This window comes from Microcoleus sp. MOSTC5 (genome assembly GCF_036701825.1).
In the GTDB taxonomy this organism is placed as follows: Bacteria; Cyanobacteriota; Cyanobacteriia; order Cyanobacteriales; family Microcoleaceae; genus Microcoleus; species Microcoleus asticus.
In genome coordinates this window covers 146826-161751 of sequence record NZ_JAUBRK010000003.1, presented here as the reverse complement: position 1 = coordinate 161751, position 14926 = coordinate 146826, and the positions used below count along the sequence as shown (strand labels likewise).

11 protein-coding genes and 1 pseudogene are annotated in these 14926 nt (G+C 45.9%); 7 read left to right on the top strand and 5 right to left on the bottom strand.

Features of this window, described 5'->3' with window-relative positions; translation table 11 throughout:
- Nucleotides 1-52 precede the first annotated feature (52 nt).
- Together QUA54_RS02495 and QUA54_RS02490 are read right to left on the bottom strand one after the other, a co-directional pair.
- Complete coding sequence (locus tag QUA54_RS02495) at nucleotides 53-472, bottom strand: lysozyme inhibitor LprI family protein (RefSeq protein WP_333413009.1); 420 nt, start codon at nucleotides 470-472, stop codon at nucleotides 53-55.
- Nucleotides 473-488: 16 nt separating this feature from the next.
- The gene (locus tag QUA54_RS02490) at nucleotides 489-800 is read right to left on the bottom strand and encodes a DUF2499 domain-containing protein (protein WP_333307520.1); all 312 of its coding nucleotides are present in this window, start codon (nucleotides 798-800) and stop codon (nucleotides 489-491) included.
- Between the two features lie 406 nt (nucleotides 801-1206).
- Between QUA54_RS02490 and csaB the strand changes: the two genes are divergently transcribed.
- The 3 genes from csaB (at nucleotide 1207) to trmB (ending at nucleotide 3826) form a co-directional block, all read left to right on the top strand.
- The gene (csaB, locus tag QUA54_RS02485; protein WP_333413007.1) at nucleotides 1207-2253 is read left to right on the top strand and encodes a polysaccharide pyruvyl transferase CsaB; all 1047 of its coding nucleotides are present in this window, start codon (nucleotides 1207-1209) and stop codon (nucleotides 2251-2253) included.
- Nucleotides 2254-2281: 28 nt separating this feature from the next.
- Complete coding sequence (locus tag QUA54_RS02480) at nucleotides 2282-3034, top strand: Uma2 family endonuclease (protein WP_333413005.1); 753 nt, start codon at nucleotides 2282-2284, stop codon at nucleotides 3032-3034.
- Nucleotides 3035-3193: 159 nt separating this feature from the next.
- The gene (gene trmB, locus QUA54_RS02475) at nucleotides 3194-3826 is read left to right on the top strand and encodes a tRNA (guanosine(46)-N7)-methyltransferase TrmB (RefSeq protein WP_333413003.1); all 633 of its coding nucleotides are present in this window, start codon (nucleotides 3194-3196) and stop codon (nucleotides 3824-3826) included.
- A 149-nt stretch (nucleotides 3827-3975) separates the two neighbouring features.
- Here the strand turns inward: trmB and QUA54_RS02470 are convergent, their stop codons facing one another.
- Complete coding sequence (locus tag QUA54_RS02470) at nucleotides 3976-5490, bottom strand: phospholipid carrier-dependent glycosyltransferase (RefSeq protein ID WP_333413001.1); 1515 nt, start codon at nucleotides 5488-5490, stop codon at nucleotides 3976-3978.
- Nucleotides 5491-5798: 308 nt separating this feature from the next.
- On the opposite strand from QUA54_RS02470, the gene QUA54_RS02465 reads away from it, so the two are divergent.
- The gene (locus QUA54_RS02465) at nucleotides 5799-9161 is read left to right on the top strand and encodes a CHAT domain-containing protein (protein WP_333412998.1); all 3363 of its coding nucleotides are present in this window, start codon (nucleotides 5799-5801) and stop codon (nucleotides 9159-9161) included.
- Between the two features lie 166 nt (nucleotides 9162-9327).
- On the opposite strand, the pseudogene QUA54_RS02460 reads toward QUA54_RS02465, so the two are convergent.
- Nucleotides 9328-9555 (bottom strand): annotated as a pseudogene (locus tag QUA54_RS02460) (phospholipid carrier-dependent glycosyltransferase); the annotation flags it as partial.
- Between the two features lie 274 nt (nucleotides 9556-9829).
- Here QUA54_RS02460 and QUA54_RS02455 point away from each other — a divergent pair.
- Nucleotides 9830-12421, top strand: a complete 2592-nt coding sequence (locus QUA54_RS02455; protein WP_333412996.1) for a CHAT domain-containing protein — start codon at nucleotides 9830-9832, stop codon at nucleotides 12419-12421.
- A gap of 136 nt (nucleotides 12422-12557) precedes the next feature.
- Here the strand turns inward: QUA54_RS02455 and acsF are convergent, their stop codons facing one another.
- Entirely contained in the window at nucleotides 12558-13634 is a 1077-nt protein-coding gene (gene acsF / locus QUA54_RS02450; RefSeq protein ID WP_333412994.1) for a magnesium-protoporphyrin IX monomethyl ester (oxidative) cyclase, read from the bottom strand.
- Nucleotides 13635-14009: 375 nt separating this feature from the next.
- Here acsF and QUA54_RS02445 point away from each other — a divergent pair, with 375 nt between their 5' ends.
- On the top strand, nucleotides 14010-14486 hold the full coding sequence (locus tag QUA54_RS02445) for a TM2 domain-containing protein (protein ID WP_172186128.1): 477 nt from the start codon (nucleotides 14010-14012) through the stop codon (nucleotides 14484-14486).
- 263 nt (nucleotides 14487-14749) lie between these two features.
- Entirely contained in the window at nucleotides 14750-14923 is a 174-nt protein-coding gene (rpmF, locus tag QUA54_RS02440) for a 50S ribosomal protein L32 (protein WP_006632406.1), read from the top strand.
- Nucleotides 14924-14926 lie beyond the last annotated feature (3 nt).

Genomic DNA, 14926 nt, shown 5'->3' with positions numbered 1-14926 from the left:
TTCCATATCCTAGGGTTAGCACTGTGCACCTCCCTAAATAGCGCTCGAACTTTTACAAATTTGCTTGTTGCAAATAACGCTCCAAGTCTTTAACCCGTTCTTGTGTCACCCTCGCTCTGCAATAACCGTAGGTTGAAGCAGCCAAAGTTCCACCTTCAAACTGCCCCATTTCATAATTGCAAGATTCATCTCTAAACTTGAGCCAACTACGCTGTGCTACTATCAATCTTTGCTTTTGTTTGCTGTTGAGTTTCGGCTGAAGTTGCTGATATACTTGATTGAGTTTTCTGTCTGCTGCCTGAAACTCTTGACTAGAACACGCATTCTGCTCCTGTGTAGTTTGAGGACTTTTGCAGTTAGGCTGTTGGGCGAGTTGCAAGGAAGTGTTGCTGGCTTTGCTGGGAAGCAAAAAGCCGGCTGTTAACAACAGCGAACTCGCGGCTAATTTGACCCAAATAGGGATTTTTTTCAAAATATTTACCTCTTTTTCAATCTTTAATTTTTTCTGGTTGAGCCGATCGCCAAATCCACCAAGCCGCCGCCCATAGAGTAAAATTGCCAATGAGAGTCATCGCCGCTTGCAGGGTAACGATCCATTCTAGGGCGGGAGAGTTGTCAAAATAGTGCCATGTACAGGCACACATAGCGCTGACAAGAGCGGGCAGCATTCCGGCGGAAAGGGCCCACCAAGCTCGGTTTTGAGTGACTTCGCCGTAAGTCCAAATTAACCAGATGGCGGCAATCCACTCGACGACGCTAGAGATGTGAATAATCCAGGTGGGAATTGACAAAGCGTGCATTTTTTGTATCGTGAACGAAGATGAAAGATTTATCGATCGGGACTTACGCAACTGTCATATAAAGTATGATGAGTCAGTCGATTTTAGATTTTAGATTTTAGATTTTAGATTTACTCCACAGATGAATCTTGGAGCTTGAGCTTTGGTCTAAAATTTTAGGAGCATCCACGACTTAAGTCGGGGCTTGTACCTGTTTTTGGGCTGGTCATACAATTTTAGATTAGCGAGTTGAGATTTTATTAGATTTGCGATTTGAGCTGACTGATGACGTAAAGCCTTGAAGCTTGCTGACAGTAGCATTTTTTTGGTAGTAGGATCAAATCTCAAATATCAAAAAAATCTAAAATCTAAAATCTAAAATCTAAAATAGTTAAATTCCCCATCACAAACAAAGAAAAGAGTAGAAATGCGAGCAATTTTGTGCGGCTATTACGGTAAAGGCAACGGCGGCGACGAGGCGCTGTTGGCATCGCTACTGCAAATGTTACCAGATGGCGTGACGCCGATCGTCCTGTCTGGCAATCCTGTCGAGACAAATCAGCGGTACGGGGTAGCTGCGCGCGATCGCATGAATGCGTTCCAAGTTCTCGAAGCACTCCGCACCTCCGACGCGCTAATTTGGGGCGGCGGTAGTTTAATCCAAGACGCTACTAGCATTGCGAGCCCTTTCTATTATGGCGGTTTGATGGGAATAGCGCAGCGGATGGGCTTAAAAACTATTGCCTGGGCCCAGGGAATTGGCCCTTTAAAGCGGGAAATGACTCGCAAGTTATCTCAGCGGTGTTTTGCTGGATGCAGCGCCGTCAGCGTGCGGGATAAAGGTTCAGCTACTTTACTTGCAGATTGGAAAATTCCCTTTACTTTAGCGCCAGATCCCGTGTGGGCTTTGGAGAATTCCCCTGTGTCGGGTTTGTGGGATTTACCGGCGCCCAGAGTTGCTGTTTGTTTGCGTTCTCATTCTACACTAACTCCCGCGCGTTTGTCAATCTTAACTCAAGCTTTAGTTGACTTCCAAAAAGCAACTCGCACCTTAATTTTGCTGCTGCCTTTTCAAGCGTCTCATGACTTAGAGATTGCCCAACATTTGCACGAAGCCCTGCCCAAAAGAAGCCGCATCCTCAGTTTAGAAGACCCCAGAAAATTGAAAGGAGTGTTCCGGGGAGTCGAAATGGCGATCGGGATGCGCTACCACAGTTTAATTATGGCCGCATCCGAAGAATGCCGCTGTTTTGCCCTCAGCTACGACCCCAAAGTCAGTCAATTGATGGACGAGTTAGAAATGCCGGGATACTTATTATCAGAATTGCCAGAAGATCCTTATTTAATTAGCAAAACCTGGATGGAACACTATGCCAACGGCGACGCCTTATCGCCAGACAGGATAAAATTTATAGTAGGGCGATCGCTCTTTCACCAGCAAGTATTGCAAACCGCACTCGAGCAGTCTCAGTAATAGCAGTCTCAATAAGAGGTAAAATACCGTGACAGCCACTACAGCCGACTTAAAAATTACCTGGGAAAAATTGCCAGACGACTTTATTTTAGACGAAGAACCAGTGGAAAATATCGACCAACCCTTGCTAGCCGCCGCCTTGCGAGAAATCTTAGAAATCGCGGGGTTAATTGTCACAGGAATATTAGTTGCTCCAAACATGGGCATTTGTGCGACTGTAGATAACAAGCTAGTTATTAAAGCTCCCGATTGGTTTTATGCCCGCAACGTCCAGCCGCTTTCCAGTCAAGAAATTCGTCGCAGTTACACTCCCAACTTAGAAGGAGAAGTCCCGGCGATTGTCATGGAATTTTTGTCAGCTACTGCCAACGATGAATATTCAATAAAACCCACGTATCCGCCGGGAAAATGGTTTTTTTACGAGCAAGTATTGCGAGTGCCTATCTATGCACTTTTTGAACCTGCAGCCGGAGTTCTCGAAGTCTATCAGTTGAATTCATCAGGACGATATCAAGTACAGCAGCCGGATTCAAACAATCGTTATTGGATTGAAGGAGTTGGGTTATTTTTGGGTATTTGGCAGGGAACAAAAGCCGAAAGAACCGGATATTGGTTGCGGTGGTGGGATGAAAGCGGAGAGATGTTATTGTGGGGAGCTGAAATGGTAGAAAGGGAACGGCAGCAAAGGGATATCGCTCAACATCAAGCCGAACAAGAACGAGAACGATCGGAAAGATTAGCCGCGCAATTAAGAGCAGCAGGCATTGAACCAGAAGCCTAATGCAATAATGAGCAATTAAAAGTTGCAGAGATACAATTTTTAATTTGTCATTAATTAAAAAGTATTAGACAACATCGCAAAAATCAATATTTCTCAGCGTAAATCCACGTTAATCTGCCTTCATCAGCGGTTAAAAATTATATTCAGGAGACAGCAAAATTGGCAAGAGTAAGAGTGCGGGAACACGTCAATCCCCTATCAATTAGATATCAAGCATCTGCAAGTCCCCCGGATTGGACTAAAATCTATGCCGACTTAAATTTACCGCTGCATTTAGATATCGGCTGTGGCAGAGGACGGTTTTTGTGGCATATGGCGCAAGTACAAACTGACTGGAATTTTCTCGGATTAGAAATTCGGGAACCGCTGGTAGAAGAAGCGAATCTTTGGCGGGACGAAAAAGGCTTGACTAATTTGCACTATTTGTTTTGCAATGCGAATAGTTCCCTGAAACCAATTTTAGAAACTTTACCCGCAGGCACTTTGCAGCGAGTTAGCATTCAATTTCCCGATCCCTGGTTCAAGAAAAAGCACCACAAACGGCGGGTGGTGCAGCAGGAATTAGTCAATGAATTGGCAATTTATCTCGCAGTTGGCGGTGAAGTGTTTATCCAGTCAGATATTGAGGAAGTCGAAAGGGAAATGTGCGATCGCTTTTCATCTCACCCTAGTTTTCAACGTCAAAGCGGCGACAAATGGCTAGCAGAAAATCCCCTACCTGTGGCTACTGAAAGAGAAATTGCTACTCTGAAACGGGGCGAACCAGTTTATCGAGCACTCTATCAAAAATAATGCTCGCTTTTGCAAACTCACCTTGGTAATAAACGTTATAACTTACATCTTGCACCTTTGTTAGGAACAGGCTTTCCGGCCTGTTCCACAAAACTTAATTTTCTTGTTGAACGGGCATCTTGCCCGTTAATAAAAGAATTATTTTTAACTTAAACCCAAGACGGCAACCACATCCTAATTTTCCATTCCATTTGCGACAAAGGCAGTCCCAAATAGATAGGCATCCAGAAAATAAAAGCACCCAAAACCAGAAAAATAATTGTTACCCCCATCCCTCGGAGTCGAGTTTGAGGGCTGTGCAACCACCTGTCAACCCACCAAGCAAGTGCTAAAGCTGCAAATACAGAACAGCCCATATAATGGTACAAAAATATGCAGCGAGTCACCTTCACCCAAGGCAGCAAATTAGCGGCCCAATTAACTATTAAATATAACCCCAGCCACATTTCAGCAGTCGGCGGAAACAAAATCGGCCGCTGCTGTTCTATCGTGTCAACAGAAGCCGCGTTGCGCGTTTGCAGCCACACCAAAATCCGGTGAACTAAAACTCCTATTACTAGCAGTAAAGCTAAGGTTGACAACCACCAAAGGAAGGGATTTCCCATTGCGTGAACGTCAAAATTTGCCTGAGTTGCACCTTCAGGTAAAGGCGGCAAAACCGGATCTGGTTGGGCATTGCTGCTAGCAGTTTTGTAGAAGTAAACTATGGGGCGCAGCATCAAAGGCCAACTGTACCACGTGGAACAGTAAGGATGTACATCTGGGCCGCTTTTAATCCGCTGGTGATAAGTCAAAATTTCCGTCTGCATCTGCCAGAAATTGGGAGTTGGATTAAAGTGCAGGTGAGGAATCCAAGAAATGCTGTAAACGAGAATAGGAATAATAGCTAGACTTAAGCAGAGTTCTATAAAATTGAGTTTAGTCAGTTTTTGTACGGGACTTTCGGCAGGAAGTAGAGGTGAATCTACCTCGCGGCTTTGTTCTTCATTTCCTCTGTTACCCTGGATAAAACGAACTGCCCAAGCACAGATTAAAATTAGATAAGTACCGAAAAGAAACCATAAGCCGTTCCATTTGATAGCAGCAGATGCGCCGAAACCTATTCCGGCGAAAACCAGCCAAAGCCAGCGCTTTTTGCCTTCTGCTTCTACGGCTTTTAAAATAAATAACTGACCTAAAATTCCAAACAAAACTAGATAAATGTTGTTCAGCGCGTAGCGAGACTCAACTAAAAACAAACCGTCGCAGGCGATAAACAAAGCAGCAAGAAAAGCAAAGGTGCGGCGCCGAACTAGCTGATAAGCTAGCCCTCCCACAACTAGGGGAATAAAGGAACCTGTAAGAGCATTCAGCCAGCGGTAATCCCAAGGGGAAAGCAGGGAACCTGCCATACTGTTGACGGCGGTTTTGCCGAAGGGAAGGTGAGTGCCGATCCAAATGCCGATCGCAATTATGTACTGGCTCAGAGGTGGGTGAGCGTTGAAAAAAGGAGTTTTTGTGAGATAATCGTTGGCAAATTTAGCGTAATAAACCTCGTCAAATACTAAGGTGTTAAATCGCTCCAGTTCCCAAAATCGGAGAGTTAAAGATAGGAGGAATACAGCGAACATTCCTAAGCAAAAAACCAAAGTAGATTTGTTGAATTGTTTTTTGTTGAGTTTCATAAAACAGCAGAAAATAGTAGATGCTAGATTTTATAGAGATCCCTAATTTGAAATTCCTTAGTTGAGAGTAAAGTAAAATAGGACTTGTGCAGAAACCGAATTTTTGAGGATAAACCGGGTTTTTTGGAAAAACCCAGTTTCTTAAACCCGGTTTCTAATCATGCTTGGAGAGTGCAGCGAGAAGCAGTAGCGACTATTGTTTCACCAAATGCTCCCCATCTAATTGGCAAGCAGGAAGGAAAAGCGCGCATCACAAGGTGCGATAGATTATGATAGCAGCTAATCATGTCTTTTTTGAGCGAGTGCTTATGAATCCCATACTTTTGATTTGGGGGCGTTGGGGCTTAGCTGTAGGTGCGACTATCCTGATGGGATCTGCCGCCGCGCCAAATCCCAAGACATTTGAAAGTTTTGCTGATTTCTGTACCAACAAAGAGAATTTGACCCCGGAAGCCAGACATACGGTTGAGGTGTTGCTATCAAAAGCAAAAACACAAGAGTGCGATCGCGCTCAAAAAACCCTGACTAATCTCACAGAACTTTCCCTAATTCGCAATCAAATAGTCGATATCAAACCCTTATCAAAATTCACCAATCTGAGAAAGCTCAACCTCAGTTTAAATCAAATAGCAGATGTGCAACCATTATCGGGACTGACTAATCTGAGATTTCTCGTCCTCAATTTCAATCAAATCTCAGACGTGAAACCGTTATCGGGGCTGACTAATCTGACAGAGCTTTTCCTCGAAGCCAATCAAATCGTAGATGTAAAACCTTTAGCTGGGTTGACTAATCTAACAGGGCTGTCTCTCGCATCTAATCAAATTCTAGATGTGAGACCTTTATCGACAATGACTGAGTTAAATTTTCTTTATTTGAGTGGCAATAAAATCGCAGATGTGAAACCATTATCGGGATTGACAAATCTGATACTGCTTTTCCTCGCATCAAATCAAATCGCAGATGTCAAACCTTTAGCGGGATTGACAAATCTGACAGCCCTAGACCTCAGTAGAAATCAAATCGCAGATGCCAAACCTTTAGCGGGATTGGTAAATCTGACAACCCTCGATCTCAGTATAAATCAAATCCCGGATGGGGAAGCCGAGCGATTAATTCAGAAAAACAAACAACGATTAAATCAAAAAACAGATGAAGCCGAGCGATTGCTTCAGGAAGCTGAGCGACTATTGGCTCAGGAAACAGCAGCATCTTACCAGGAGGCCTTGCAAAAGTTTGATGCAGCGCGTTCGCTTTATCGAATGCTTAGAAATTGGAAGTACGAAGCTTACACGCTGAATCAAATCGGCTTAATTATTAATAGATTAGGAGACAGACAGCAAGCCCTGAACTACTACAAGCAAGCTCTTTCTTGGCATCAGACTATAGCCGATCGCCCTAAACAAGCCGTCATCCTCAACAATATCGGCGCCGTCTACTATGCTTTGGGGGAGAAACAGCAAGCCATCGACTACTATAAGCAAGTCCTTTCCTTAATTCGGGAAATGGGCGATCGCCCTGAAGCAAGTATCAACCTCAGCAACATCTCGAACATACCCGCAAACAGCGACACATCTTTGGACGCTCTCAGTCCGGAAGCCACCACACTCAACAACATCGGCTTAGCCTACAACGATTTAGGAGAAAAACAGAAAGCAAAAGAGTATTTCAACCAAGCCCTTCCCTTATTCCGCGCTATGGGCGATCGGGCTAAAGAAGCAAGTACCCTCACCAATATTGGCTTAGTCTATTCAGATTTGGGAGAAAAACAAACAGCCCTCGACTACTACAAACAAGCCCTCGATTTGAGACAAAAAGCGGGCGATCGGCGTGGAGAAGCCCTCACCCTCAACAATACAGGTATTACTTACTCAGAATTGGGACAACAGCAGAAAGCAGAAGAATATTTCAACCAAGCCCTGCCGCTGTTTCGCGCTGTGGGCGATCGTCCTGGGGAAGCTCTCACCCTCTACCATATGGCTATTCTCAAAGGCGATCGAGGCAATTTAATCGCAGCCCTCACTGACATTGAAACCTCCATCAAAATCATCGAAAACCTCCGCACCAAAATTACCAACCACGAGATCCGCATCTCATACTTTGCCACCGTGCAGGACTATTACCAGTTCTACATTGACCTGTTAATGCAACTGCACAAAACACAACCCAATTCTGGTTATGATACTAAAGCCTTTCAAGCTAGCGAACGCTCCCGCGCCCGCACTTTATTGGAACTTCTTCAAGAAGCAAACGCCGATATTCGCCAAGGTGTAGCCCCGGAATTATTGCAGCGAGAACGCAATTTACAACAGCAACTCGATTCCTTAGAAACACGGCGAATCGAAACTATAAGCCGCCCCAATCATACCCCTGAACAACAAGCAGAATTAGACCAAAAGCGGCAAACTTTACTAGGAGAATATCAGGACATTCAAGCCCAAATCCGCTCCATCAGTCCCCGGTACGCCGCCCTTACCCAACCGCAACCTTTAACCCTGGCACAGATTCAACAACAAATCCTCGATCGCAATACAATTTTACTCCAGTATTCTTTGGGGAAAGAGCGCAGCTATCTGTGGGCTGTGACTAAAACCAGTATCACCAGTTATGAATTGCCCAAACGTGCCGAAATCGAAAAAGCCGCCCGCAATTTCCGCGATGCTGTGACTAACCCGCGCTACCGAAACATTCCCGATCGAGTTGCTGAAGCTAACAACACGCTCAGTCAAATTATTTTACAACCCGTAGCAGCACAACTCGGTCAAAAACGCCTGCTGATAGTTGGCGATGGCATTCTCAATTACCTCCCCTTTGCCGCCCTCTCAATCCCGGAAACACCCGGTACAAATCGGAATTCGCCTTTAATTGTAGACCATGAAATTGTGCTGCTGCCTTCCGCTTCCACCTTGGGAATATTAAGACAAAACTACAGTGACAGACAACCCCCAACTCGGACTTTAGCAATGCTCGCCGATCCAGTTTTTAGCGCTGACGATGAACGAGTAAAAAACGAGTCAACCGCCACGAATCGGGAAGCAATAGAATCAGTAAATCTCGGTTTAAGCCGCTCTAGCCGCGACAATAATATACAGTGGAGCCGTTTAACATTTACACGCCAAGAAGCTCAAATAATTCAAGCGTTAGTACCAGCAAATTCTCGCACCGAATCTTTGGATTTTGAAGCCAGCCGCGCCGTCGCAACCAGTCAGAACTTAAGCCAATATAAAATCATTCATTTTGCCACTCACGGTTTAGCGAATAGCACGAACCCGGAACTATCGGGAATCATCTTGTCGCTAGTAGATGAAAAGGGCAATCCCTTAAACGGATTTCTGCGACTTACTGATATTTTTAATCTGAAGTTAGCAGCAGATTTAGTAGTGTTAAGTGCGTGTCAAACCGGATTAGGACAGAACATTCAAGGCGAGGGCATGGTAGGATTAACGCGGGGATTTATGTATGCGGGGACTCAGCGAGTGGTGGTGAGTTTGTGGAGTGTGGATGATGAAGGAACAGCTACGTTAATGTCGAGTTTCTATCAGGGAATGCTGCAAAGAGGGTTAACGCCAGCGGCAGCATTGAGGGCGGCACAACTGGAAATGTTGAAGCAGGAAGAGTGGCGTTCTCCTTATTATTGGGCGGCTTTTACGCTTCAGGGAGAATGGCGATAAATTGTATGAAAAACAGTTATGATATTAAGTTTGATTAATGGCTGATAAAACCTATAGGGGCATCGGGCATTGGGTTTGCCATGAACAACAGTCAACAGTCTTCCTTAAGAAGAAACGGCACCAAAGCTTAGCGCGCCAATCATTAGGGAAGATGAGTGCCGATCTAAATGCCGATCGCAATTATGTACTGGCTCAGAGGCGGGTGAGCGTTGAAAAACGGAGTTTTGGTGAGATAATCGTTGGCAAATTTAGCGTAATAAACCTCGTCAAAAACAAAAGTGTTAAATCGCTCTAGTTCCCAAAAGCGGAGAGTTAAGGCTCGGAGGAACACACCGAGCATTCCCAGGGCAAAAACAAAAATAGATTTGTGAAATTGTTTTTTGTTGGGGTTCATAAAACATCAAAAAATAGTAGATGCTAGGTTTGAGCGCTCGCTAATTTAAAAATACTGAGTTGAGAATAGCGTAAAAATTACAATTAAGACTTTTAACCTTCGCGGAGGCAAATCCGATGCGGCCGATCGCGCTTGGAGGGTGCCGCACTAGGTGCAGTGGCGGGATTGCACAATATGCCCCCGACGCAATCGGCACGCAGGAAGGGAAAGCGCACCTGATAAGCTGCGATCGACTATGATACCGGTTAACAAGGTCTTCTTTGAGCAGGTATTTATGAATATCACGCTTTGGGTTTGGGGGCGTTACGGACTCGCTGTAAGTGCTCTGATTTTGCTAGGAGTCCCGGCGGTGGCTGCACCCCGTGCGATTAAAATTAGTCAAGGGGTATCGCAGCAGGGAGGGGGAAATCCTGCGGCCGCTGCTGCTGAAAGAGCTTTGAGAGAAGGAGGGCAACTTTACCAGCAAGGGACAGCGGAATCTTTAAGAAAAGCGATCGCCAAATATGAAGAAGCAGTAAAGCTGTATCGAGAAGCGGCCGATCGCGGTGGGGAAGCTCGCACCCTCAGCAATATCGGCGGTGTCTACGCAGCATTGGGAGAACAACAGAAAGCGTTAGAGTATTTAAGCCAGTCCCTTCCCCTGAGTCGGGCAGTAGGCGATCGCCACCGGGAAGCTTTCACTCTCAACATAATCGGCATTGTCTACGGAGACTTGGGAGAAAATCAGAAAGCCCTAGAGTATTACAACCAGGCTCTTTCCCTGAGACGGGCTGAGGGCAATCGCGGTAGCGAAGCTGCCAATCTCACCAACATCGGCACTGTCTACTTAAATTTGGGAGAAAATCAAAAAGCCCTAGAGTATTACAAGCAGTCCCTTCCCCTGAGACGGGCAGCAAACGATCGCCGTGGGGAAGCTCTCACCCTCCTTGGCATCGGCAGTATCTACTCAAAATTGGGAGAAAAGCAGAAAGGGCTAGAGTATTACAACCAGTCCCTTTCCCTGAGTCGGGCAGTAGGCAATCGCAATGGGGAAGCTACCACCCTTGACTACATCGGCGTTGTCTACTCAGAATTGGGAGAAAACCAGAAAGCCCTGGAGTATTTCAGTCAGTCCCTTCCCATGAGTCGGGTCGTGGGCGATCGCATACAGGAAGCTCTCACCCTCAGCAACATAGCTTCTGCCAAACGCGCTCAAGGCAATCTCACGGAAGCCCTCACTAACATTGAAGCGGCTCTCAAAATTGTTGAAGACCTCCGCACCAAAATTGTCAGCCCTGAACTTCGCACCTCTTACTTTGCCACCGTACAAAACTATTACCAGTTCTACATTGATCTGTTAATGCAACTGCACAAAAAGCAACCCAAATCTGGTTATGATACCAAAGCTTTTGAAGCCAGCGAACGCTCTCGTGCCCGTAGCCTCCTCGAACTTCTTCAAGAAGCAAATGCCGATATTCGCCAAGGTGTCGCCCCAGATTTACTGCAAAAAGAACGCAGCTTACAACAACAACTCGACGCAATGGAAAAACGCCGAGTCGAAGTTCTAAGTCGCCCCAATGCTACCCCCGAAGAACAAGCAGAATTAGACCAAAAACGGCAAACTTTACTAGGACAATATCAAGACATTCAAGCTCAAATTCGCGCCACCAGCCCCCGGTACGCCGCTCTCACCCAACCGCAACCCCTAACCCTTTCACAGCTTCAACAACAAATCCTCGATGAGAATACAATTTTACTCCAGTATTCTCTAGGAAAAGATCGCAGCTATCTGTGGGCTGTGACTAAAACCAGCATCACCACTTATGAATTACCAAAAGCTGCCGACATCGAGAAAACTGCCAAAAAATTCCGCGATGCTGTCACAGCTCCAAGTTCCCGAAACAGCCCCAATCAAATCGCCCAAGCCAACGATGCTATCAGTCAAATTATCTTACAGCCCGTTGCTGCCCAACTCGGTCAAAAGCGCCTGCTGATTGTTGGCGATGGCGTTTTGAATTACCTCCCTTTTGCTGCCCTTTCCCTCCCCGGAAAATCCGGTGAGAATGGGAATCCGCCTTTAATAGTAGACCATGAAATCGTGCTGCTGCCTTCAGCTTCCACCTTGGGAATCTTAAGAGAAAACTACAGTGACAGACAACCTCCTAATCGGACTTTAGCAATACTGGCAGATCCTGTTTTTAGCGCTAACGATGAACGAGTTAAAAACGCTTCTTCAGTCACAACTCAGCAAGCAGTCGAATCAGCAAATCCTGGTTTAAGTCGAGCCAGAGACGATAAGACCGGACAGTTTGACCGTTTAAATTTTACACGCCAAGAATCTCAGATTATTCAAGCGTTATTCCCGGCTAATTCTCGCACTGAATTTTTGGATTTTGCAGCCAGTCGTGCCACAGCAACTAGCCCCAATTTAAGCCAATATAAAATCATTCATGTTGCCACTCACGGTTTCGCCAATAGCGCTCACCCGGAACTGTCGGGAATCGTCCTGTCGCTGGTAGACGAAAAGGGGAATCCCTTAAACGGATTTCTGCGACTTACTGATATTTTCAATCTGAAATTAGCAGCCGATTTAGTAGTGTTAAGTGCCTGTCAAACCGGAATGGGCCAGAACATTCAAGGCGAGGGCTTGGTAGGATTGACACGGGGATTTATGTATGCAGGGGCTCAGCGAGTCGTGGTGAGTTTGTGGACTGTGGACGATGAAGGAACGGCTACGTTAATGTCGAGTTTCTATCAGGGAATGCTGCAAAAAGGGTTAACGCCAGCGGCGGCATTGAGGGCAGCACAACTGGAAATGTGGAAGCAGGAAGAGTGGCGTTCTCCTTATTATTGGGCGGCTTTTAACCTTCAGGGGGAATGGCGATAAATTTTATGAAAAAAACCAGCATCAACTCCGGGCGAGTGTAAGTCTGGCGAGAACTTTTTGCGGTGAATCTGGATACCAAAAAAAAGCGGCTCCGCTTGTCGCAGAACCGCCGTCACAGAGGATGAAAAATCAAAACTTAACGCACAGCGCCCTGTACTGAAGGTGATTCAATTGTTTTCATGAAGTACAGCTTCAACAACTGCCAGGCGTTCGACAAATACAAAGGCAATTTTTGGAAGAACTGCAAAAATTTCGGAGTATTAGAAGCAACAATTGCTGTCAACTGCTGATTGTTCTTGAGGCAAACATCCAGGCGCTCATAAAATTCTGGGTTGTTCACGTCGAGCATGACGGGGAATACGCGGCCTGCTGTTTCGTTGGTCTTTTTAATCACTTCGATGTCGTATTCGCGAGCATCGAGACCGAGCGATCGATAAAAACCGGCGCGCTGGATATCATTGAGATACATTGTCGCGAACACTGACAGCAAGAAGAAACGGCACCAAAGCTTAGCGCGCCAATCGTTCAACATCTGAGGCTGAGCTCTCATCACCGCATCAAAGAAATCTCCGTGGCGGTTTTCATCCTGGCACCAATTTTCAAAGAATCGGAAAATCGGATAAATCTGGTCTTCAGGATGGGCTTTTAAGTGCTGATAAATGGTGATGTAGCGCCAATAACCGATCTTTTCCGACAAGTAAGTCGCGTAGAAAATAAACTTCGGCTTAAAGAATGTGTAACTGCGGCTCTTTGTCAAGAAACCCAAATCTAGGGACAAATTAAAGTCCGAGAGAGCTTTGTTGAGGAATCCGGCGTGCCGCGCTTCGTCCCGGGACATCAGCATGAAACCTTCGGCCAGCACGGGATTTTTTCCTTTGAGCCTGCGTCCCAATTCTTTGTAAAGCAAGAATCCAGAAAACTCAGCGGTGCAGGAACGTTCCAGAAACTCAATGAACAATTGGCGCTTTTCGCCGTCGATGTGTTCCCAAGATTGATCGAACTCGGCATCCCGCACGAAGTGGTTTTTGTTGTAGTCAACGCGGAACTCTTGGATAATTGCTTCTAGTTCGGCTTCATTTACCGAGATGTCCATTTTGGCCATCTCGTCAAAATCTGTTGTGTAAAATCTCGGCGTGAGAATAGTTTCTTTGGCTGGGGCTTTCACTCCCGGCCGCATTTCTTCAAAAGTGGGTTTTTTGAGGGAATCTACCATATGTTTATTGGATTTCTGGTTATAACTACTCAGAGTTTCAGTTGCCTGTTACTGCGGGCGATCGATCGCCCCTGTCTGTTCGTCTTCGTCAGACCGCCCGATCGGCCTCGTTATACTTTACCAAGCTCTCGACCCTGGAAATATATTGCTGGCGTTAAGAATTGCTACGCAGAATTACTCATGGGAGTGTGGGAGACTGGGAGTGGGGGAGACTGGGAGTGGGGAGACTGGGAGAATTGCAATTTTTGTGTTCTCTCTTCCTTCAGATGATGCACAAATCTCTCCTCGTGTCAAACTGTTCAAACACTAAATAGAAAGTACAAAATATAGAGAGGGAGTCCAATAGTTAGAATAACCAAGCAGGACGGTCAGAAAATGAGCAATTTAGGTGTTAGTTACCTTTTATGGGCAGCTTGTTTTTTCGGCCCATTCGGACTCCACCGCCTCTACAACGGCAAAATTGGTACGGGTTTACTGTGGCTGTTTACCTTTGGTTTGTTTGGGTTCGGGCAATTGTTTGACTTGCTGCTGCTGCCGAACATGGTGGACGAACACAATGCCACTCTCAGGGGCAAACTCGGCGTATCTCGCGAAGGTATACCGCTATATCCCAGCAGCGGGGCGATCGCCGCGACATACCCCAAGCAAACTCCCGACCAGTTAGGGGTTAAACTCCTGAAGGCAGCTTATACCAAGAAGGGAAGATTATCTGTCACCCAAGGGGTGATGGCAACCGGCGCTACTTTTGCCGAAGTGGAAGAAGCTTTCACGGCAATGCTCAAAACGGGTTATGTCAGTATCGAGAACGATTCAGTAACTGGTGTCGTGATCTACCACTTTCACGAACTTTAGAGGCTGCGGGTGCGTCAGAATCGGGGATTTTATGTGTGGTTCGAGAAGCTAATCGCTGACGCAACCTACTACTCGCCGAACGTCTGAGCACTAGCCGCACGTCTCACGCCTAAAATCTAAAATCTAAAATCTAAAATCTAAAATCGACTGACGAATGCCTTCTGACGAATGCCTTCTGACGAATGCCGTTGGTGGAGGAAGCATTGCTGGCAAAATCGGCTAGAATGTTTGTTTGTCTATATAAGCAGAAAGTATTTAGCGTCATGGCAGTCCCTAAGAAGAAAACCTCCAAATCCAAGAAGAATATGCGCAAGGCCACATGGAAGCGCAAAGCTGTAGTGGCAGCTCAGAAAGCTCTGTCCCTGGGCAAATCTGTTCTGACTGGGCGTTCCAACAGCTTCGTATATCCCGGCAATGAAGAAGAAGAGGAAGAATAGAAA